Source organism: Pseudomonas sp. ATCC 43928, from assembly GCF_005938665.2.
Taxonomy (GTDB): domain Bacteria; phylum Pseudomonadota; class Gammaproteobacteria; order Pseudomonadales; family Pseudomonadaceae; genus Aquipseudomonas.
In genome coordinates this window covers 4,586,281-4,604,941 of record NZ_CP041753.1, presented here as the reverse complement: position 1 = coordinate 4,604,941, position 18,661 = coordinate 4,586,281, and the positions used below count along the sequence as shown (strand labels likewise).

Genomic DNA, 18,661 nt, shown 5'->3' with positions numbered 1-18,661 from the left:
TCAATGTTTGGCAATGGCTGTGCCAAGTGCCGGGAAGGGGCTGATCGCCCAGTGTCGGCGGGGTTTTGAGTGATGCGAGGGGGCGGGCGACTCGCTTGGAGGTGTCGCAAATCGCGACAGCCCGATGAGACGACGAGCAACCTGTCACAGCCTTGAGACACCCGCTAATGAGGATTAGAATTTTCAGGCTAAAGGGTGAAATGACGGAGCATTTGCCCGGCATCCATCTGGCGTGAGGGAGGTAGCGATGTTCCTATCACCCCTGGAAATCCAAAACATCATCGAGCAAAGTTTTCTGCCCGCCGTGTGCACCTGTAGCATGGAGGCAGACCAGTTCCTGACGATTCGGGTCTGCGATTGCATGACCGGCAAAGTGGATCTGGTGGCCACTCACGTACCGGTATGGACACTGGACAGTCCCCATGCAATTGCATCGCTGGTGGCTGATATGCGGTTGGAAATCGAGGCTCACAAAGGCGTTCACCCGACGTTCTACAGCTGAACCGATGTCACGCCGCACCTGTCGATGGTGCGGCGTGCGTCTGTCATGTCAGGACGGGATTTTTCGGGAAATCTCATCGAACGTGTCGCTGTCTACAGCCGCCAGCAACCTTCTTCCATCCTTGAGTGTGGCCAGAAAGGTTACCTCGGTTTCCTTGCCAGCCAACATGAAGCCGGCAATTGCGCCGATAGGCCCCAGCAACATGGCCCCCGCCACGCCGAAGCCGATGACATCCTTGATGTTGTTGATCGAATCCTCGTTGGCCACTTCTACACTCTTGAACAATGAGAGCGGAAGGGTGATGCCGGGCCACGGGTGAAGCGACGTCCTGAGCGTGAAAACGCCGTCTGTGTACTCTCCATCACCCTGCAGAAAGTCCCCCGCCAGGACCGTTATGCTTGCCATGTTCTTACCCTCTGACTGGCAATCGGTGAACCCACATTTCGCGCCTGCACTGCAGCATCGTCAATCGCCGGGCGATGAAGTGTTCCAGCCGGGGGCCTCTATGCTTGTCTCACACTGCAACAGGTATCGCGATATTAGACGCGGGCGATCTCGTTCAGACGCGCCCATAAGCCAGTTATTTCAAGTAACTGATTGATTTTTATAGTGATCGTTAAGCTGGCACGCGGCGGCCTCAAGAACGCCGCAGCATCAAGCCTCAGGCACCGGGCAACTCAAATCCCCTTCCTTACACTTCAAGTAAGTCTTGAATGCTTCGACCCGCGCCTTGGTCAGCGCCGTGGTGCAGTTGCTATAGATCAGCGGGTAAACACTGCCTCCCTCCACTCCGGACGCCGAGAACTTGCACTCGGCATCGCGAAACGCAATCCATGAGCGCTGGGCACCGACCAACAGCTTCTTGGCGTCAGGGCTGTCCTTCAATCGCGTGGTGATCTGCTGGTAAAGCGCATTCAGCTCCTTGTCGGCCGCTTTGTTCTGCTGCGCCGCGCACTGATTCATCGTTGTCTGGTCGGTGGCGTTGTCGCAGTCGACGGCATGCGCAAGAGGGGTGAACAGCAGCGGCGTCAGTGCCAGGAGCAAGCGTGGGTGCATGGGAATTCTCGCTGTGACAATTGAAAAGAGGAGGTTGCAGTGTAGCGAAGACGCAGGCTTCAGCTTGTAGAAAGGGCGCCTGAAGCCGCGAGTAACTGGTCCGCACAAACCTGGATGTCAGCGCGCCTGTGCAACTTCGCCAGCCAGCCTTCAGGGATGGCCTGCGCACCATAGTGAGCCCCGGCCAACTGACCGACGATGGCGGCAGTGGTATCGGCGTCGTCACCCAGGTTCGCGGCTTCGAGGATGGCGGCTGCAAAACTGTCAGTGTGGTGAAAGCACCACAAGGCCGCTTCCAGTGATGCAACGCAGTAGCCGCTGCCCCGGATATCGTCTTTGGACTTGTCGAGGTAGTCGCCTCGGGCGATGGCCATGACTTTTGGTTCCAGGAATATTGTCTCTGGCAGGCGCTGCAAATCCGGCTTGGTGGCGCCTAGCAATGCCTTGCGGAGCAGTTCGGCAAGCAACTGACAGCATTCAAGTGCCTCCGGCGCGGCATGGGTAGTACGCGAACTGTCTACGGAAAACGTCCTGATCCGGTCGCGGTCGGGAAAGTAGTACAAGACTACCGGCGCCAGCCGCATCAGCGAACCGTTGCCCGCCGTGTCGGGATCGGAGGAGCCTGCGAATGGCTGACCGGTTTTCTGATAACGAGCCAGCGCGTCACGTACGGTCATGCCAATGTCGAAGCATTCGCCGGTCGAACTCTGGTAACCCCATTGCCACCAGTTGAGGTAACGGCCCATCTGGTCAGCCGCATCAAAACCTTTTTTGTTCAGCAGACTTTCAGCCAGGCAAAGTGCCATGGATGTGTCATCGGTCCATTGCCCCGGCTTCAGATTGAACGGGCCGCCGCCAACCATATCGGTCAGGGGCTCGAACGAGCCGCGTGGCTGGAATTCGACACTGGTGCCGATAGCATCTGCGCAAGCAAGCCCAAACAGGGTTGCGCGATAACGCTCCGTGAGTGAAGGCTGCATGAATCTTCCTTGTAAGGTTGCACGTCGTTGCAAACGTTAGCAGTTTCAATCCGTTGACTGTGCCTTTCAAACCAGAACTTATGGCCAAAATCGAGGCCGAATATTTCAGGTACGGTTGATTGCATCAGCCGTTTGATACAACTTTTAGGTTGGTCTTCTGGTCTTTACGGGCCTACTGTTCAATACAGGAGGTGACTTATGAACCCAGCATCAGATCGCATCGAAAGGAAGATCCTGCTCAAGGCGCCGCGCTCGCGGGTCTGGCGCATGCTGGCCAATGCCGAAATGTTCGGACAATGGTTCGGCGTGGCACTCGAAGGCAAGCGCTTTGTCGCCGGCGAGTGGACCCAGGGACAGATTACGTATCCTGGTTATGAGCACTTGTTGTGGAATGTACTGGTGGAGCGGGTCGAGCCGGAGCGGGTGTTTTCGTTTCGCTGGCACCCGTATGCGGTGGAGCCGGAAGTCGATTACTCTCAGGAGCCCACCACGCTGGTGAAATTCGAACTCCAGGACATGGACGAAGGCACGCTGTTGACGGTCGTCGAGTCCGGTTTCGATCACGTTCCCCAGTCGCGCAGGCTCAAGGCTTTCCGCATGGACAGCCGTGGCTGGGATGAGCAGATGAACAACATCGAACAGTTTCTGGCAGAAAACACCAAGGCCCACGAGCGTCAGGGAAGTTGATGGCTGCAAGCCGCGAAATTCGCGGCTTCGGCCCATGATGGTTGATACGTCCAAGGGTTTTCGGAAGGGTGGCTATAGCGAATGTCTTACACGCGGTAGTAGCTATATCGTCTATTGCTGATTGGATCCGAAGCGTAATCTAGCCCCATCAACTGAAGCACAGGAAGTGCTCAGGGTCACGGATGATCGACCATAAGCAAGGATTGCTGCCGACAGGGAGTCGATATGGTCTTGGGAAAACCCGCTTCGGCGGGTTTTTTTTCGTCTGCAGGAAACTGCGACCGATCTCCCGTACCTGTACCCGTACTAGTAGCAGCTGCCGAACGCAGCCTTCGGCAGCTGCTACGGGGGCTGCTTTCAGGTGCTGAGTGGTCAATGGCTTACACGCAGCCGCTGTTATGTCGTCTTTTGAAGCTTCGCCAATGTGTTTAATCTGGATCCATCAACTGAACACAGGACGTGTTCAGGATCACGGATGATCGACCATACGCCAGGATGGCTACCGACAGGATGTCGTAATGGTCTTGAGAAACCCGCTTAGGCGGGTTTTTTTATGGGTGTCAGAAAAGTCCGTCAGATGTCCACGACTTCACGCAGAGTCTCCAGGGCGCGCTTCAACACGTCGAGGCTGATCGATCCCATGGCCACCCGCAGTGCAGGAGGCACATAAGTGGTCGTGGCAAAGGGATCGGCGCTGGTCACCTGCACGCCTTTACGTTCCAGCTCGGCAACCACCGTTTCGGCCCGCAAGCCTTCGGGCAATCTGAGCCAGAGGTAGTAGGAAGCGGGATGCGCCACCAGTTCGCAGTTTTTCAGGATCTGCCGAGCAAGGTCCTGTCGCTGCCGGGCGTCCAGGCGCTTTTGCTCTTCGAGGTTGTCGACTTCGCCGCTATCGATCCAGCGGCAGGCCAGTGCGACGGTCAGCGACGGGGTGCTCCATGTCGACACTCGGATGGCTTGCTCCAGCGCCGGCATCATCTCTTTCGGTGCAACGATGAAACCGATGCGCAGGCCCGAGGCAACGCTTTTTGACAGGCCGCTGATGTACAGCGTGCGCTGCGGGGCCAGGGTAAACAGCGGTTTGGGGGCCGGTTCTGCGAGGAAGGCATAGGCGCCGTCTTCGATGATCAGAAAGTCGTATCGCTCGGCCAATTGCACCAGGCGTTCACGGTCGGCGATGGACATCACCGTCCCCAACGGATTGTGCATCGTCGGCATGCTGTAGAGCGCCCGCACGGGGCGCCGCTTGCACAGCGCTTCCAGGGCGTCGAGGTCGGTGTGCCCGGCGATTTGCGGGAGGGCTTCGAGGTCCAGCCGATGGGCCTGGGCCAAGGTTTTCAGGCCGGGGTAGGTGAGGGCGTCGAGGGCCAGAATATCTCCCGGCTTGAGCAGTGCCATCAGCGTCACGGCAAGGCCTTGCTGGGCGCCGTTGACGATCAGCACCTGATCGCCCCCCACCCGAATGTCCCGATTGCGTAAATGCCGGGCCGCCGTCTGCCGTTCATGCGGCCGCCCGCCCTGAGGCGCGGAATGCATTAGCGCATCGATATCCCCGGAGGCGGCAATCGCTCGCAAACCCTCGCGCAATAACTCGTCCTGACCGGGTACCGACGGGTAATTGAAGGTCAGGTCCACCGTGCCGATGCCCAGTGGTTGCTGTTCCAACCCCAGTCCGCGAGGCAAGGACGTGTCGCGCACAAAGGTGCCACGGCCGGTCTCGCCGACCACCAGGCCGATCGCCTCCAACTCGTGATAGACCCGCAAAGCCGTGGCCAGGGCGATCCGTTCGCTCTGCATCAACGCGCGAATGGTCGGCAGTTGCGTGGCGGGTGGCAGTTCACCGCTGCGAATCTTCCCGGCGAACTGATCCACCAGGCGTTTGTAGCGAATACGAGTCATGGGTGAGCGCTCTTTGTATCTGGATCAATTTTTTGTTTGTATCAGATTGGCGCTCTAATCTACAGGCTTTCCAGGACGGAGACTTCGCTGTGATTGACCCTGCGACCTTATCGATTTTCGTCGGCGCGGTGATGCTGTTGCTGCTGTCACCCGGACCGAACATGGCCTTCGTAATCAGCCATGGTGCCAGTTATGGCTGGCGCGGCGGTGTGGCGTCGGGATTGGGCATTGGTCTGGCCGATCTGATCCTGACGGCGCTGACCGCGATGGGGGTTACGGCACTGGTTGCCAGTTGGCCACCGGCCTTCGACCTGATCCGTTATGCCGGCGTTCTGTATCTGCTGTGGCTGGCGTTCAAGGCGTTGCAAAAGCCATCGGCCAGCGGCACGTCGGATGTTGCGCAGGTGCCGCTCAAGACCCTGCTGATCCGGGCGATGCTCAACAGCCTGCTGAACCCCAAGGCCTTGCTGTTTTTCATGGTGTTCCTGCCGCAATTCGTTAACGCGCAACGAGGCTCGATTGCCGTACAGCTGGTGCTGCTGGGCATGGTGCTGACCCTGGTCAGTGGCGTGTTTCACACCCTGCTCGGGGTTTTCGGCAGCACGGTCAGCCGGCGTATTTCCAGCACGTCGACATTCGCCACATGGCAGTCATTGGGGCTGGCCGCGGTATTGCTGTTGCTCGCCGTCCGGCTGGCCCTGATGACACGTCCGGCCTGACTCATTCACTGAAAAGGAACCTCTGCATGTACATCGCATCGTTTATCTACAAACCCGGGCAACGAGACGAGGAGTTCAACCTGTTGAGCACGTTGATCGACGAAGTCGCGATCAGCATCGAAGGGTTCGTCGGTACCCAGTCCTGGTGCTCGGCCGATGGCGAACTGGTCAACGCCAGTTACTACTGGCAGGACGAAACCTCTATCCGGGAATTCGCCAGCCACCCCAGGCACCTGGAGGCCAAGCGCCAGTACCGCAAGTGGTATGCGGGTTATCAAGTGGTGATCGCTAAAGTGGAGCGGGCTTATGGCGATGACTCGTTCGAGCTGTTTGTGCCGAATGGCCGGCGTGAGTGACTGGCTGCGGGGGGATAGCCCCCCGCGGCCATCTCTTTCACTGGAGGTCGAGTTTCGCCGCTGCACGTTCGGTGATTTCCGTACGTAATTTCAACGACCCGGCAGCACGTTTACGGGCTTCCTCCAGTACGCCGGCTGGCGCTGTCTCGGGGCTGCCCGAAGCAAACGGCGGTGCCGGGGCATATTCCAGCTGCAATTGCACCAATTGCGCGGTGTCCTTATCGAACAGTTCAGCGGCCAGGGTCAGGGCAAAATCGATTCCCGCGGTGATCCCGCCACCGGTCAGCAGATTGCCGTCGCGCACCACCCGATCCTTCACCGGGATCGCCCCCAACAGCCCGAGTAACTCGTGATACGCCCAGTGCGTGGTGGCGCGCTTGCCCTTGAGCAGCCCTGCCGCGCCAAGCACCAGGGCACCGGTGCAGACCGAGGTGACATACCGCGCCGTGGCGGCCTGAGTCTTGATGAAGGCCAGGGTTTGTTCATCCTCCATCAATGGGCCGACGCCGCCACCTCCGGGAATGCAGATCACATCCAGCGGCGGGCAATCGTCGAAGGTGATGGTCGGTTTCAACACCAGCCCGGTACTTGCGGTGACGGGCACCAGGTCCTTCCAGATCAGGTGCACCTTCACGTCCGGCAGCGAGGCCAGCACGTCATAAGGGCCGGTCAGGTCCAGTTGTTGAACCTGTGGAAACAACAGTAAACCGATCTGCAACGTCATGGCGTTTTTCTCCTGATTGGGGTGGACGGCTTCACTGTAGGCTCGTAGGATTTGGCGAATACGCCAATAACCCCACGAATTACGCCAATCATGCCAAACCACCCGAAAACCATTCATGTGCTGGCCTTCGCCAACGTGCAAGTGCTCGATGTCACCGGGCCGTTGCAGGTGTTTGCCTCGGCCAACGACATTGCCCGCCAGCAAGGTCTGCCGCCGCCCTATGCACCGTCAGTGATTGCCAGCGGTGGCGGGGCGGTGATGTCGTCGGCGGGGTTGGCACTGTTGGCAGAACCGCTGCCGGATCGGGGCAGCGACACCTTGATCATTGCCGGTGGCTGGGGCGTTTACGCGGCAGCGCAGGACGCGTCGCTGGTGGCGTGGGTGCGTGAGCATGCGCGAGATTGCCGGCGGGTATCGTCGGTGTGTACCGGGGCGTTTTTGCTGGCGGCCAGCGGCTGGCTTGATGGTCGACGGGTGGTGACGCACTGGACCCGCTGCGAGCAATTGGCGCAGCAGCATCCCAAACTGCAGGTCGAACCCAACCCGATCTTCATCAACGACGGTCCGGTCTGGACCTCGGCCGGGGTTACCGCGGGCATTGACCTGGCGCTGGCCATGGTCGAACAAGACCTCGGCCGAACCATGGCCCTCGAAGTCGCCCGGCAACTGGTGGTGTTTCTCAAGCGTCCGGGGGGCCAGTCGCAGTTCAGCGTGACCCTGTCTTTGCAGAAAGAAGGCAACCGATTCGACGAGCTTCACGCCTGGATCAGCGAAAACCTCACCAAAGACCTCGGCATTCCAACCTTGGCCTTGCAGGCCGGGATGAGCGAGCGCAGCTTCGTCCGTCACTACCGCGCCGACACCGGCCAGACCCCGGCGCGGGCCATAGAACTGATTCGGGTCGAGACCGCGCGACGACTGCTCAGCGACACCGGCGTACCGATCAAACGGGTCGCGATGCAATGCGGGTTTGGTAGCGAAGAGACCCTGCGCCGCAGTTTTCTGCGGGCCATGGGCGTGACACCGCAGGCTTATCGCGAGCGGTTTTCCGTCAGCCCTTCAGCAGATCCAGTATTGCCTTGAGCGTCGCCTCGGGCGCTTCCTCGGGAATGTTATGCCCGACGCCCGCCAGCACTCGGCGTTCGTAAGGGCCGGTAAAATGCCCGGCGTCTTCATCGACTTCAGGCGCGGGCCCCACACCGTCATCGGCACCGCACAGGGAAATTGTCGGCACGCTGATTGCCGGTTGTCGGGTCAGCGCTTCTTCCATCCATTCCAGCGCCGGGTCGCCAGGCGCATACATGAACCGGTGCCGGTACGAGTGAATTACTACGTCGACGAAATCCGGATTATCGAAGGCTGGCGCGCTCAAGGGATATCGTTCGGCATTTTGCGCCCAGGTCGGTGACCACAGGCGCCAGAGCAGTTCGCACAGGGCCCGGCGGTTTTGGGTCAAGCCTTCCACGCCGCGCGGGGTGTGGAAGTAATACTGATACCAGAGACGATGTTCAGTCTGCGGATCCAGAGGCTGGGTGGAGCGGGGGATGTTCTGCAGGTTGTAACCGTCCCCGGTCACCAGGCAGCGCACCCGCTCCGGCCTTAGCGCCGCGACAATGCACGCCGCCCGACCGCCCCAGTCATAACCGCACAGCGCGGCCTGTTTGATGGCGAGGGCGTCCATCAGGTCCAGCAAATCCTGGGCGAGGGCGGCCTGCTGGCCAGAGCGCAGGGTGGCGGGGGAGTTGAAACGGGTCGGGCCGTAGCCGCGCAGGTACGGAACGATCACGCGGTAGCCCTTTGCGGCGAGGGTTGGGGCGATGTCGTCGTAGGCGCGTGGGGAGTAGGGGAAACCGTGCAGAAGAATGATCGGGTCGCCGGTGCTGGGGCCGTGTGTTTCGCAGGCAATATCGAGGTTTGGCGTCAGGACATGTTGGGTCTGCATTCGATGCTCCATGGGCTGTCTATCAACGGCTGATTCAGATCGACCCGGGCTCTTTCCTCAGGCTTCCACGTCCATCTGATTGAAGTATGTCACGACCATTTTGGTCCTGGAACAGGTCAACGCCCGTTCTGCGCTCAGATCAATATCCAGATCTTCCCCGCGTAATCCTTGCCATTGGGCGAGGTATTTGAGGGATCCGTATTTTTCGAGTTTCTTCAGGCTGCGGCTGACGCCACCTTTCCAACCCAGCACCGGGAGTTCGCCGGTGAGGCATTGGTGGGCGAGGTCGGGGAAGCGGGCGGCGCGCTGACGGCCGATTTCCCAGCATTTGATCAAGCCTTTGTCGGGGCCTTCCCACAGTTCAGTCCGATTCAGGCCTGATCGGAGTGGGACGTTGATGCTGCGATGGATGCGCTGGGTCATTCTGGTTCCTTGAATTCGGGTTTTGTTGGACAGCTCCGCTGTGCCCGTTGAGCGTGGATGGTAGGGATGGATGTAGGTGCTGGCAACAAGGTATTTCCGGATGTAGGAATCAGTTACCAAGTGTTGATTGGGCAGTTTTGTTTAGTAAATGTAGGTGTTCGACCTACACGATCCTGTGGCGAGGGTGCCTGCCCCCGTTCGGCTGCGCAGCAGTCGCTGAGCCAGTAAATACGGTGCTTCTGGAGGAATGTGGTTGCAGATTTCAGGGCCGCTGCGCGCCCCAACGGGAGCAAGCTCCCTCGCCACAGGAGGTCAGTCCTGCCAGGCAGAGTGTGTTTAAGTTCATCGCGGGTAGGTCTTGATCCTACAAAAAGTGTCGTAAAAGTGGATATTTCTGACGAGTTTTGGCGGTAGTCACAACGGCGGTACCGAAGCCAGCGCCACCCACAGTTGAACGGTATACATCTGTAGGAGCGAGGCTTGCCCGCGAAGCAGTCACCTCAGTCTCAAGGCTGCCAGAAGTTCTTCTCCCCACTCAACTTCCGATCCAGAAAGCTCGCCGCGCTGATCAGCGCCAGGTGCGTCAGTGCTTGTGGTGTGTTGCCCAAGTGCCGCGCGTGGCTGTCTAGCTCTTCGGCGTACAGCCCCAACGGGTTGGCGTACCGCAGCAATTGCTCGAACTCCAGCTGCGCCTTTTCTACCTGGCCGGCGCGGGCCAGGCATTCGACGTACCAGAACGAACAGGCAGCGAAGGCGCCTTCGGTGCCGGGCAGGCCGTCGATCTGGCTGTCGTCGTTGCGGTAGCGGTAGACCATGCCCGCGCGCACCAGGTGTTTTTCGATGGCTTCGAGGGTCGCGATCCAGCGCGGATCCTTGGCGCTGACGAAGCGCACCAGCGGCATCAGCAGCATCGAGCCGTCGAGGCCGGTGCCGCCGATGTGCTGGACGAAATGCCCGCGTTCTTCGTTCCAGAAGTTGCTCCAGATGTCGGCGTAGATCGCTTGACGGGTCTGGTCCCAACGGGCAAAAGGGGCGGGCAGCGAGCGTTTGGAGGCCAGCCGGATGGCCCGATCCAGCGCCACCCAGCACATCAGTCGCGAGTGCAGGAAATGATGCTGCTCGCCGCGCATTTCCCAGATGCCAACGTCCTTTTGCTGCCAGGTTTCGCAGACCTGATCGACCACTTCCACGGTGTGTTTCCAGCCCTCATGGGAGATCGCTTCACCGTACTTGTTGACCAGGTACACCGCGTCCATCAGCTCGCCGAAGATGTCGAGCTGGATTTGTTCGTAGGCCTGATTGCCGATGCGCACCGGCGTCGCACCGCCATGGCCGGACAGGTGCGCAAGTTCGACTTCCGGCAACTCCTGGCGGCCATCGATGGCGTAGAGAATATTGAGTTTCATCGGTTTACCACGGCAATCACTGACCCTGCCGCGCAGCCAGCGCATGTAGGCGTTGGCTTCCTCGACGAAGCCCAGGCGCATGAAGGCGTAGACGGTGAACGAGGCGTCGCGGATCCAGGTGTAGCGGTAGTCCCAGTTACGTGTGCCGCCGGGTGTTTCCGGCAGGCCGAAGGTGGCGGCGGCGAGGATGGCGCCGTGTTTGCGCGAGGTCAGCAGCTTCAGCGCCAAGGCCGAGCGGCTGACCATTTCCCGCCAGCGCCCGCGGTAATTGGACTGGCCGATCCAGTCGCGCCAGAACTTCAGGGTGCGCTCCAGGCACAGATCGGCGGCGCCTTCCTTGAAGCGCGGATCGTCAACGCCGCCGAGCAAAAACTCGGCGCTCTGGCCCTGTTCGAGGGTGAATTCGGCAATCGCTGCGTTGCCCTCGACGCGCAAGGGCTGATCCGCACACAGCTGCATGGGCGGCTGACCGGTGGCCTCGAAATACACACTGCGGCCGCGCGCCCGCGCCTTGGTGTGAGCCCGCGCATAGTCATGACGCAGGTTGCACAACATATGAATCGTCGCTTGACCGCTGACCACGCGCACCCGGCGCATCAACATCGGCAAATCATCCTCGCTGTCGCCGATGGGCAGCAGGTCGGTGACTTCGACCACCGCATGATCGCTGAGCCAGCGGGTTTGCAAGACGTTGGTGTCGGGCAGGTAAATCTGCTCGCGGCGGGCGTCGGGCAAGTCCGGAGCCAATTGGAAGATGCCGGCTTCGGGGCTGTCCAGCAGCGAGCAGAAGATCGACGGGCTGTCGAATTCCGGCCAGCAGAAAAAGTCCACGCTGCCCTTGTCGTTGACCAGCGCCGCGCTGCGCATGTCGCCAATGATGCCGTGGGCGTCGATCGCGCTTTGTCGTTCGGAAGGATCAGCCATTGCCGTGGAACTCCGGGGACTGAAGGTCTAACCAGCTGACTGGTTTAAGCCACAGAGAGTTCATTTGGCGCCGAACCGGCCTTCACACTCAACCAATAATTCGACGCTTTCTCCCAGGCGGGATTTATCGGCGCCGACTAATTTGCGCCGCTTGCGGGTCGTCTTCCCCTACAGACGACTTTTCGAGGTAAACGTGGTGACCAAGCTGACCCTGCTGTGCCTGCCGTATTCTGGCGCCAGTGCCATGGTCTACAGCCGTTGGCGACGCAAGTTGCCGCAGTGGCTGCAGTTGCAACCGGTGGAGCTGCCGGGGCGGGGCGCACGGTTTGGCGAACCGCTGCACACCGACATGCGCGCGCTGGCGATGCAATTGGCCAGGGAGTTGCGTTCGACGCTCAAGGCGCCCTATGCGCTGTTTGGCCATAGCTTGGGCGCCTTGCTCGCGTGTGAGCTGGCCCACGCCTTTCGTGCGCTGGGTTGTCCGGAACCGGTGGCGCTGTTTGCCTCGGGGACGGCGGCGCCAACGATGCGCGCCGACTACGATCGGGGCTTTGCCGAGCCCAAAACCGATGCGCAGTTGATCGAGCAGCTACGCACGCTCAATGGCACCAGCGAAGAGGTGCTGGCCAATGAAGAGCTGATGAGCCTGACACTGCCGATTCTGCGTGCGGATTTTCTATTGTGTGGGCGTTTTCAGCCGGTGCAGCGGCCATTGCTCAAGTGCCCGGTGCATGTGCTGGGTGGCAAGGCCGACAAGGCCACCACCGAACAGTTGATCGGCTGGAGCAGGGAAACCCTCGGCAGCTTTTCGGTGGACATGTTGGCCGGTGGGCACTTCTTCATTCATGAGCACGAAGCCAAGGTGCTGCGGGTGATCAAGGATCAGCTGGAGGTTCACCATCGGCGGCATGCCTTGGCGGCTGTCGGTTAACACGATGCTTCAGTTTGGTGATCTCTGTGGCGAGGGAGCTTGCTCCCGCTGGGTTGCGAAGCGACCCTAAAACCTGCGACCTCGCTGTGTCAGGAATACCGCATTCGCCGGTTTACGACTGCTGCGCAGCCAAGCGGGAGCAAGCTCCCTCGCCACAGGTCTGTGTTCGGCCATCATTTCTTCGCCGCACCGCGGATTCCAGCCGCTTCGACCTTCCTTCCTGATACTTGTTCTCAAGCGCTAATTTTTCCGGTCTGCATTCGTTTCATAGGGACGACGTGCCTTTGTGCTTCCTGCCTACTGATCCGGATGCTAAGAAATGAATGCTGAAGACTCCTTGAAACTTGCTCGCCGGTTTATCGGGTTGCCCCTGGAAAAGCGCCAGATGTTCCTTGCGGCCTTGCACAAGGAGGGCGTGGACTTCGCCCGTTTTCCGATTCCGCAAGGGGTCGAGGCCGAGGACCGGCAAGCGCTGTCCTACGCCCAGCAGCGCATGTGGTTCCTCTGGCAACTGGACCCGCACAGCGGCGCCTACAACTTGCCGGGCGCAGTGCGCCTGACTGGGCAACTGAACCTGCCGGCCCTGGAGCAAGCATTCGCCAGCCTGGTGGCGCGTCATGAAACCCTGCGCACGGTGTTCCAGCGCCAGGCCGACGAGTCCCTGCAACAGGCACCTGCCAGTGCGCCGTTGGTGATCGAGCAGGTCGATTTCAGCGCGCTGCCAACCCTTGAGCGCGAACAGGCCGTGGCCGAGGCCGCCCAGCAGCAATCGTTGCTGCCGTTCGATTTGGCCGTCGGGCCGCTGCTGCGGGTCAAGCTGCTCAAGCTCGCCGAGCAGGAGCACGTGCTGCTGCTGACCCTGCACCACATCGTTTCTGATGGCTGGTCGATGAACGTGTTGATCGACGAGTTCATCCGCTGCTACGACGCCCATGATGCCGGCGCGCAACCGCAGCTCGCGCCATTACCGATTCAATACAGCGACTATGCCTTGTGGCAACGCCGCTGGCTGGAAGCCGGGGAGCAGGCGCGGCAGCTGGAATACTGGCAAGCCCAATTGGGCTTCGAGCATCCGGTGCTGGAGCTGCCCACCGATCACCCGCGCCCGGCGATGCCCAGCTATCGCGGCACGCGTTATGAATTCGGTGTCGACGGCCCACTGGCCGAGCAACTGCGAGCCACCGCGCAGAAGCACAACATCACCTTGTTCATGCTGTTGCTTGGTGCGTTCAACGCGTTGCTGCACCGTTACACCGGGCAGACCGACATCCGCGTCGGCGTGCCGATCGCCAACCGCAATCGCGGCGAAATCGAAGGCCTGATCGGTTTCTTCGTCAACACCCAAGTGCTGCGCACCCGGCTCGATGGCCAGACCCGCGTGGCGGATTTGCTCAGTGACATCAAGGAAACCGCCCTCGGCGCCCAGGCCCATCAGGACTTGCCATTCGAGCGGCTGGTGGAAGCGCTAAAGCTGGAGCGCAGCCTCAGCCATACGCCGTTGTTCCAGGTGATGTACAACCATCAGCCGCAGGTGGCGGACATTTCCACGGTGACCACCGCCTCAGGCCTGGAGCTGGGCGTGATCGAATGGGAAGGGCGCACCACCCAGTTCGACCTGACCCTGGACACCTATGAAAAGGCCGGCACACTGCATGCCGCGCTGACCTACGCCAATGACCTGTTCGATGCGCCGACCATCGAGCGCATGGCGCGGCACTGGACCCATTTGCTGCACGGGATGGTCAACGACAGCCAGCAGCGCATCAGCGATTTGCCGATGCTTGAAGCCGAGGAATACCAACGCATCGTCCATGACTGGAATCGCGCTGACGAAGGTTTCGCCGATGATCTGTGCATTCATGAGCTGATCGCCAGGCAGGTCGCGGCCATGCCGGACGCGCTTGCGGTGACCTTCGCGGCCAAGCAACTGACTTACGCCGAGCTCGACAGTTGCGCCAACCACCTCGCCCACAAGCTGATCGAGTTGGGTGTGGGTCCGGAAGTGCGGGTCGGCGTGGCGATGCAGCGTTCCGACAGTCTGCTGGTAGCGCTGCTGGCGGTGCTCAAGGCCGGTGGCGCTTATGTGCCATTGGACCCGGATTATCCAGCCGACCGCGTGGCCTACATGCTCGACGACAGCCGCGCGTTGGTGCTGCTGACCGAGCAGGCTGTTGCGGCAACATTGAACGTCACGGCGGGCACTCAAGTGCTGTTGATGGACAACTCCGAGCCATGGCTGGCCACTTACCCAAGCAGCGCACCGGTCACCCGCGTCACGCCGGATAACCTGGCCTACGTGATCTACACCTCCGGTTCCACCGGCAAGCCCAAAGGCGTGGCCATCACCCATCGCAACGTGCTGGCGCTGATCGACTGGTCGCAATTGGTGTACAGCCGCGACGACATTCAAGGTGTGCTGGCCTCGACCTCGGTGTGTTTCGACCTGTCGGTGTGGGAGCTGTTTGTCACCCTGGCCAACGGCGGCTCGGTAATCATCGCCCGCAACGCCCTGGAACTGCCGCAACTGTCGGCCCGCGATCAAGTGCGTCTGATCAACAGCGTGCCTTCGGCGATCAATGCGTTGCAGCGCGACGGGCAGATCCCGCCGAGCGTGCGCATCATCAATCTGGCCGGTGAACCGCTGAAGCAGAGCCTGGTGGAGGCGTTGTATCAGCAGCCGACCATCGAGCACGTCTACGACCTCTACGGCCCATCGGAAGACACCACCTATTCCACCTGGACTCGCCGCCAGTCCGGCGGCAGCGCCAACATCGGCCGACCGCTCAAACATACCGCCAGCTATTTGCTCGATGCCGATCTGCAACCGGTGCCACAGGGCGTATCGGCCGAGTTATACCTGGCCGGCGCGGGCATCACCCGGGGTTACCTGGCGCGACCGGGCATGACTGCCGAGAAGTACGTGCCGAACCCGTTCGCCAGCAACGGCGAGCGTCTGTATCGCACCGGTGACCTGACCCGCTATCAGGTCGACGGCGCGTTGCAATACGTCGGTCGCATCGACCACCAGGTCAAGGTTCGCGGTTTCCGCATCGAGCTGGGTGAGATCGAAGCGCGGCTGTTGCAGCAGGACGCGGTACGCGAACTGGCGGTGCTGGCTCAGGATGGCGCCAGTGGTCAGCAACTGGTCGCCTACATCGTGCCGACCGGTGCCGCGGTGTTGGCGGACGATGCCGATGCTCAAGCGAGCCTGCGCGAAACCCTGAAAGCCGCGCTGCGCCAACATTTACCGGACTACATGGTCCCGGCGTATCTGCTGTTCCTCGAACAATTGCCGTTGACCCCCAACGGCAAGCTCGACCGCAAGGCCTTGCCTGCGGTCGACGGCTCCCAGCAACAACGTGAACACGTGGCGCCGCACACGGCGCTGGAAAAGTCGCTGGCGGCGATCTGGCAAGACATCCTGGCCATCGACAACGTCGGCCTGGAAGACAATTTCTTCGAGCTGGGCGGCGACTCCATTGTGTCGATGCAAGTGGTCAGCCGCGCGCGTCAGGCGGGCATCCTGTTGAGCCCCAAAGACCTGTTCCAGCACCAGACTATCCGCAGCCTAGCGCAAGTGGCCCGCAGCGGCGAACAGAACCTGATCGATCAAGGTCCGGCTGTTGGCGCGGTGGCCTTGGCGCCGGTGCAGCACTGGTTCTTCGAGCAAGCCATCCCTGAGCGTCATCACTGGAACCAGTCGCTGCTGCTGGTGCCGCGCGAAGCGCTGGATGCCGGGGCGCTGGATCAGGCGTTGGCGCAGTTGCTCCAGCATCACGATGGGTTGCGTCTGCGTTATCAACAGACCGACGCCGGTTGGCAGCAGGCCTATGGCGCAGCGTCTGTTGAGTCGGTGCTGTGGCAACGCTCGGCGCAATCGCTCGAAGAGCTGAATGCATTGTGCGACGAAGCCCAGCGCAGTCTTGATCTGGGCAACGGCCCGTTGCTGCGAGCGTTGTCGGTGCAGATGGCCGATGGCACTCAGCGGCTGCTGCTGGTGATTCACCACTTGGCGGTGGATGGTGTGTCGTGGCGGGTATTGCTGGAAGATCTGCAGCAGTTCTATCGTCAGGCACGCGACGGCTCGACGCTGACAACGGCGGTGAAAACCAGTTCATACCAGCGCTGGGTGGCGCGTCTACAAAACCACCTGCCAACGTTCCACAACAGTGTCGATTATTGGCAGGCGCAACTGCGCGATGCGCCGCAAACCGACTTGCCGTGCGACCGCCCAGACGGTGCACTGCAAAACCGTTTCGAGCAGAAAGTCGAACTGACCTTCGATGCCGAACAAACCCGCAAACTGCTGCAACAGGCGCCGGCGGCTTATCGCACTCAGGTCAATGATTTGCTGCTGACCGCGCTGGTGCGGGCCGTGTGCCGCTGGACCGGGCAGGGCAGCACGCTGATCCAGCTCGAAGGGCATGGCCGCGAGGACCTGTTCGACGACATCGATTTGACCCGCACTGTCGGCTGGTTCACCAGTCTGTTCCCGGTCAACCTGAGCCCGGTCGGCGACCTCGGCGCATCGATCAAAACGGTCAAGGAGCAACTGCGCGCGGTGCCGGACAAAGGACTGGGCTACGGCGTGCTGCGCTATCTGGGCGACTCGCAGGTTGGCGCCGCACTGGCAGCCATGCCGCAACCGCGCATCACCTTCAACTACCTGGGGCAGTTCGACCGTCAGTTCGACGAAGCGGCGTTGTTTGTGCCGTCCAGCGAAGGCAGCGGTGTGGCCCAGGATCCGTCGGCGCCGTTGGCCAACTGGCTGACGGTCGAAGGCCAGGTGTACGGCGGCGAGCTGTCGATGAGCTGGGGCTTCAGCCGCGAGATGTTCGACACCACGACCATCCAGCAGCTGGTTGATCAATACGCTGTCGAGCTCAACGCATTGATCGAGCATTGCGGCACCCTTGAGGTGCCACAGGCCACGCCGTCGGACTTCCCGCTGGCGCGCATCACCCAGGCACAACTCGATGCATTGCCGGTGGCCGTCGGCCAACTCGACGACCTCTATCCGCTGTCGCCGATGCAGCAGGGGCTGTTGTTCCATACCCTGTACGAGCAGGCAGCGGGTGAGTACATCAATCAGTTGCGGGTGGATGTGCAAGGCCTCGAACCGGAGCGTTTCCGCGCCGCCTGGCAGGCCACGGTCGATGCACAAGACATCCTGCGTACCGGTTTTGTCTGGCAAGGCGAACTGGAACATCCGGTGCAGATCGTCCACAAGCAGGTGCAGTTGCCGTTCACCGTGCTCGACTGGCGTGAGCGTGACGATCAGCTTCAGGCCTTGAATGAACTGGCTGATGCCGAGCGCCAACAAGGATTCGATCTGAGCCAGGCGCCATTGCTGCGACTGGTGTTGGTGCAAACCGCAGCCGATAGCTGGCAGCTGATTTACACCCATCACCACATCCTGATGGACGGCTGGAGCAACTCGCAGCTGCTCGGCGAAGTCTTGCAGCGTTACAGCGGTCGCCCGCCGATAGCTACCGGCGGACGCTATCGCGATTACATCGGTTGGTTGCAGCGTCAGGATGGGCAACTGAGCCAGGACTTCTGGCGCGAGCCATTGGCGTCCTTGCAAGAGCCGACCCGACTGGCGCGGGTGCTGTCCGGCAATGAAACCCTGAGTGGGCACGGCGATCATTTCCAGACCCTGGACATCAGTCGCACCCAACACCTTGAAACTTTTGCCCGGCAACAGAAAGTCACCCTCAACACCCTGGTGCAAGCCGCGTGGCTGCTGTTGTTGCAACGCTACACCGGTCACCCAACCGTGGCGTTCGGCGCCACGGTGGCCGGGCGACCGGCAGACTTGTCCGGCATCGAGCAAGCGGTCGGCTTGTTCATCAATACCTTGCCGGTGATCGGCACGCCGCGTCCGGACCAAAGCGTCGGCCACTGGTTGCAAGCGGTACAGGCGCAAAACCTCAGCCTGCGCGAGTTCGAGCACACGCCGCTGGCGGACATTCAACGCTGGGCCGGGCAGGGCGGCGAAGCCCTGTTCGACAACATTCTGGTGTTTGAGAACTACCCGATTGCCCAGGCGCTGCAACAGGGCGCGGAGCAAGGTGTGGTGTTCGGCGATGTCGCCAACCTCGAGCAAACC

Annotated in this window: 15 protein-coding genes (1 of these 15 cut by a window edge); 7 read left to right on the top strand and 8 right to left on the bottom strand. The window is 60.9% G+C overall.

The features are described 5' to 3' along the window. Positions 1-247 precede the first annotated feature (247 nt). Complete coding sequence (locus FFH90_RS20910) at positions 248-502, top strand: DUF1652 domain-containing protein (RefSeq protein ID WP_018925324.1); 255 nt, start codon at positions 248-250, stop codon at positions 500-502. A 48-nt stretch (positions 503-550) separates the two neighbouring features. Here FFH90_RS20910 and FFH90_RS20905 read toward each other — a convergent pair whose 3' ends face one another. From FFH90_RS20905 to FFH90_RS20895, 3 genes are all read right to left on the bottom strand, one after another. After that, positions 551-907 carry a hypothetical protein gene (locus FFH90_RS20905; protein WP_019579919.1) on the bottom strand — a complete coding sequence of 119 codons (357 nt, stop codon included), beginning with the start codon at positions 905-907 and terminating at the stop codon, positions 551-553. Between the two features lie 249 nt (positions 908-1,156). Continuing rightward, the gene (locus FFH90_RS20900; RefSeq protein ID WP_018925326.1) at positions 1,157-1,558 is read right to left on the bottom strand and encodes a lysozyme inhibitor LprI family protein; all 402 of its coding nucleotides are present in this window, start codon (positions 1,556-1,558) and stop codon (positions 1,157-1,159) included. Positions 1,559-1,617: 59 nt separating this feature from the next. Next, on the bottom strand, positions 1,618-2,538 hold the full coding sequence (locus tag FFH90_RS20895) for an ADP-ribosylglycohydrolase family protein (RefSeq protein ID WP_018925327.1): 921 nt from the start codon (positions 2,536-2,538) through the stop codon (positions 1,618-1,620). Positions 2,539-2,736: 198 nt separating this feature from the next. Between FFH90_RS20895 and FFH90_RS20890 the strand changes: the two genes are divergently transcribed. Beyond that, entirely contained in the window at positions 2,737-3,225 is a 489-nt protein-coding gene (locus tag FFH90_RS20890) for an SRPBCC family protein (RefSeq protein ID WP_018925328.1), read from the top strand. A 573-nt stretch (positions 3,226-3,798) separates the two neighbouring features. On the opposite strand, the gene FFH90_RS20885 is transcribed toward FFH90_RS20890, so the two are convergent. After that, a complete protein-coding gene (locus tag FFH90_RS20885; protein WP_138866035.1) occupies positions 3,799-5,124 on the bottom strand; it encodes a PLP-dependent aminotransferase family protein in 1,326 nt (441 codons plus the stop codon). 89 nt (positions 5,125-5,213) lie between these two features. Between FFH90_RS20885 and FFH90_RS20880 the strand changes: the two genes are divergently transcribed. Together FFH90_RS20880 and FFH90_RS20875 are read left to right on the top strand one after the other, a co-directional pair. Then, entirely contained in the window at positions 5,214-5,843 is a 630-nt protein-coding gene (locus tag FFH90_RS20880; protein ID WP_018925330.1) for a LysE family translocator, read from the top strand. Between the two features lie 26 nt (positions 5,844-5,869). Beyond that, a complete protein-coding gene (locus FFH90_RS20875; RefSeq protein ID WP_018925331.1) occupies positions 5,870-6,199 on the top strand; it encodes an antibiotic biosynthesis monooxygenase in 330 nt (109 codons plus the stop codon). 37 nt (positions 6,200-6,236) lie between these two features. Here the strand turns inward: FFH90_RS20875 and inhA are convergent, their stop codons facing one another. Further along, positions 6,237-6,923 (bottom strand): isonitrile hydratase, encoded by a 687-nt coding sequence (inhA, locus tag FFH90_RS20870; protein ID WP_064619088.1) that lies wholly within the window; start codon positions 6,921-6,923, stop codon positions 6,237-6,239. A gap of 90 nt (positions 6,924-7,013) precedes the next feature. Here inhA and FFH90_RS20865 point away from each other — a divergent pair, with 90 nt between their 5' ends. Further along, positions 7,014-8,006 carry a GlxA family transcriptional regulator gene (locus FFH90_RS20865; RefSeq protein WP_111454159.1) on the top strand — a complete coding sequence of 331 codons (993 nt, stop codon included), beginning with the start codon at positions 7,014-7,016 and terminating at the stop codon, positions 8,004-8,006. On the opposite strand, the gene FFH90_RS20860 is transcribed toward FFH90_RS20865, so the two are convergent. From FFH90_RS20860 to FFH90_RS20850, 3 genes are all read right to left on the bottom strand, one after another. Continuing rightward, entirely contained in the window at positions 7,975-8,865 is an 891-nt protein-coding gene (locus tag FFH90_RS20860) for an alpha/beta fold hydrolase (RefSeq protein WP_138866034.1), read from the bottom strand. The genes FFH90_RS20865 and FFH90_RS20860 overlap by 32 nt on opposite strands. 57 nt (positions 8,866-8,922) lie before the next feature. After that, positions 8,923-9,288 (bottom strand): hypothetical protein, encoded by a 366-nt coding sequence (locus FFH90_RS20855; RefSeq protein WP_138866033.1) that lies wholly within the window; start codon positions 9,286-9,288, stop codon positions 8,923-8,925. A 506-nt stretch (positions 9,289-9,794) separates the two neighbouring features. Continuing rightward, a complete protein-coding gene (locus tag FFH90_RS20850) occupies positions 9,795-11,618 on the bottom strand; it encodes a glycoside hydrolase family 15 protein (RefSeq protein WP_138866032.1) in 1,824 nt (607 codons plus the stop codon). A 193-nt stretch (positions 11,619-11,811) separates the two neighbouring features. Between FFH90_RS20850 and FFH90_RS20845 the strand changes: the two genes are divergently transcribed. Next, on the top strand, positions 11,812-12,549 hold the full coding sequence (locus FFH90_RS20845) for a thioesterase II family protein (protein WP_064619070.1): 738 nt from the start codon (positions 11,812-11,814) through the stop codon (positions 12,547-12,549). A gap of 319 nt (positions 12,550-12,868) precedes the next feature. After that, on the top strand, positions 12,869-18,661 hold the 5' portion of the coding sequence (locus FFH90_RS20835; protein ID WP_138866031.1) for a non-ribosomal peptide synthetase. Its footprint extends 6,579 nt past the window's final position; only the first 5,793 of its 12,372 coding nucleotides appear in the window; the start codon lies at positions 12,869-12,871; the stop codon falls past the right edge of the window.

What these genes read in the sequence shown, in the direction of transcription:
- FFH90_RS20910 (WP_018925324.1), top strand. Translation starts at nt 248, where the DNA reads ATGTTCCTATCACCCCTGGAAATCCAAAACATCATCGAGCAAAGTTTT.
- FFH90_RS20905 (WP_019579919.1), bottom strand. Translation starts at nt 907, where the DNA reads ATGGCAAGCATAACGGTCCTGGCGGGGGACTTTCTGCAGGGTGATGGA.
- FFH90_RS20900 (WP_018925326.1), bottom strand. Translation starts at nt 1,558, where the DNA reads ATGCACCCACGCTTGCTCCTGGCACTGACGCCGCTGCTGTTCACCCCT.
- FFH90_RS20895 (WP_018925327.1), bottom strand. Translation starts at nt 2,538, where the DNA reads ATGCAGCCTTCACTCACGGAGCGTTATCGCGCAACCCTGTTTGGGCTT.
- FFH90_RS20890 (WP_018925328.1), top strand. Translation starts at nt 2,737, where the DNA reads ATGAACCCAGCATCAGATCGCATCGAAAGGAAGATCCTGCTCAAGGCG.
- FFH90_RS20885 (WP_138866035.1), bottom strand. Translation starts at nt 5,124, where the DNA reads ATGACTCGTATTCGCTACAAACGCCTGGTGGATCAGTTCGCCGGGAAG.
- FFH90_RS20875 (WP_018925331.1), top strand. Translation starts at nt 5,870, where the DNA reads ATGTACATCGCATCGTTTATCTACAAACCCGGGCAACGAGACGAGGAG.
- inhA (WP_064619088.1), bottom strand. Translation starts at nt 6,923, where the DNA reads ATGACGTTGCAGATCGGTTTACTGTTGTTTCCACAGGTTCAACAACTG.
- FFH90_RS20865 (WP_111454159.1), top strand. Translation starts at nt 7,014, where the DNA reads ATGCCAAACCACCCGAAAACCATTCATGTGCTGGCCTTCGCCAACGTG.
- FFH90_RS20860 (WP_138866034.1), bottom strand. Translation starts at nt 8,865, where the DNA reads ATGCAGACCCAACATGTCCTGACGCCAAACCTCGATATTGCCTGCGAA.
- FFH90_RS20855 (WP_138866033.1), bottom strand. Translation starts at nt 9,288, where the DNA reads ATGACCCAGCGCATCCATCGCAGCATCAACGTCCCACTCCGATCAGGC.
- FFH90_RS20850 (WP_138866032.1), bottom strand. Translation starts at nt 11,618, where the DNA reads ATGGCTGATCCTTCCGAACGACAAAGCGCGATCGACGCCCACGGCATC.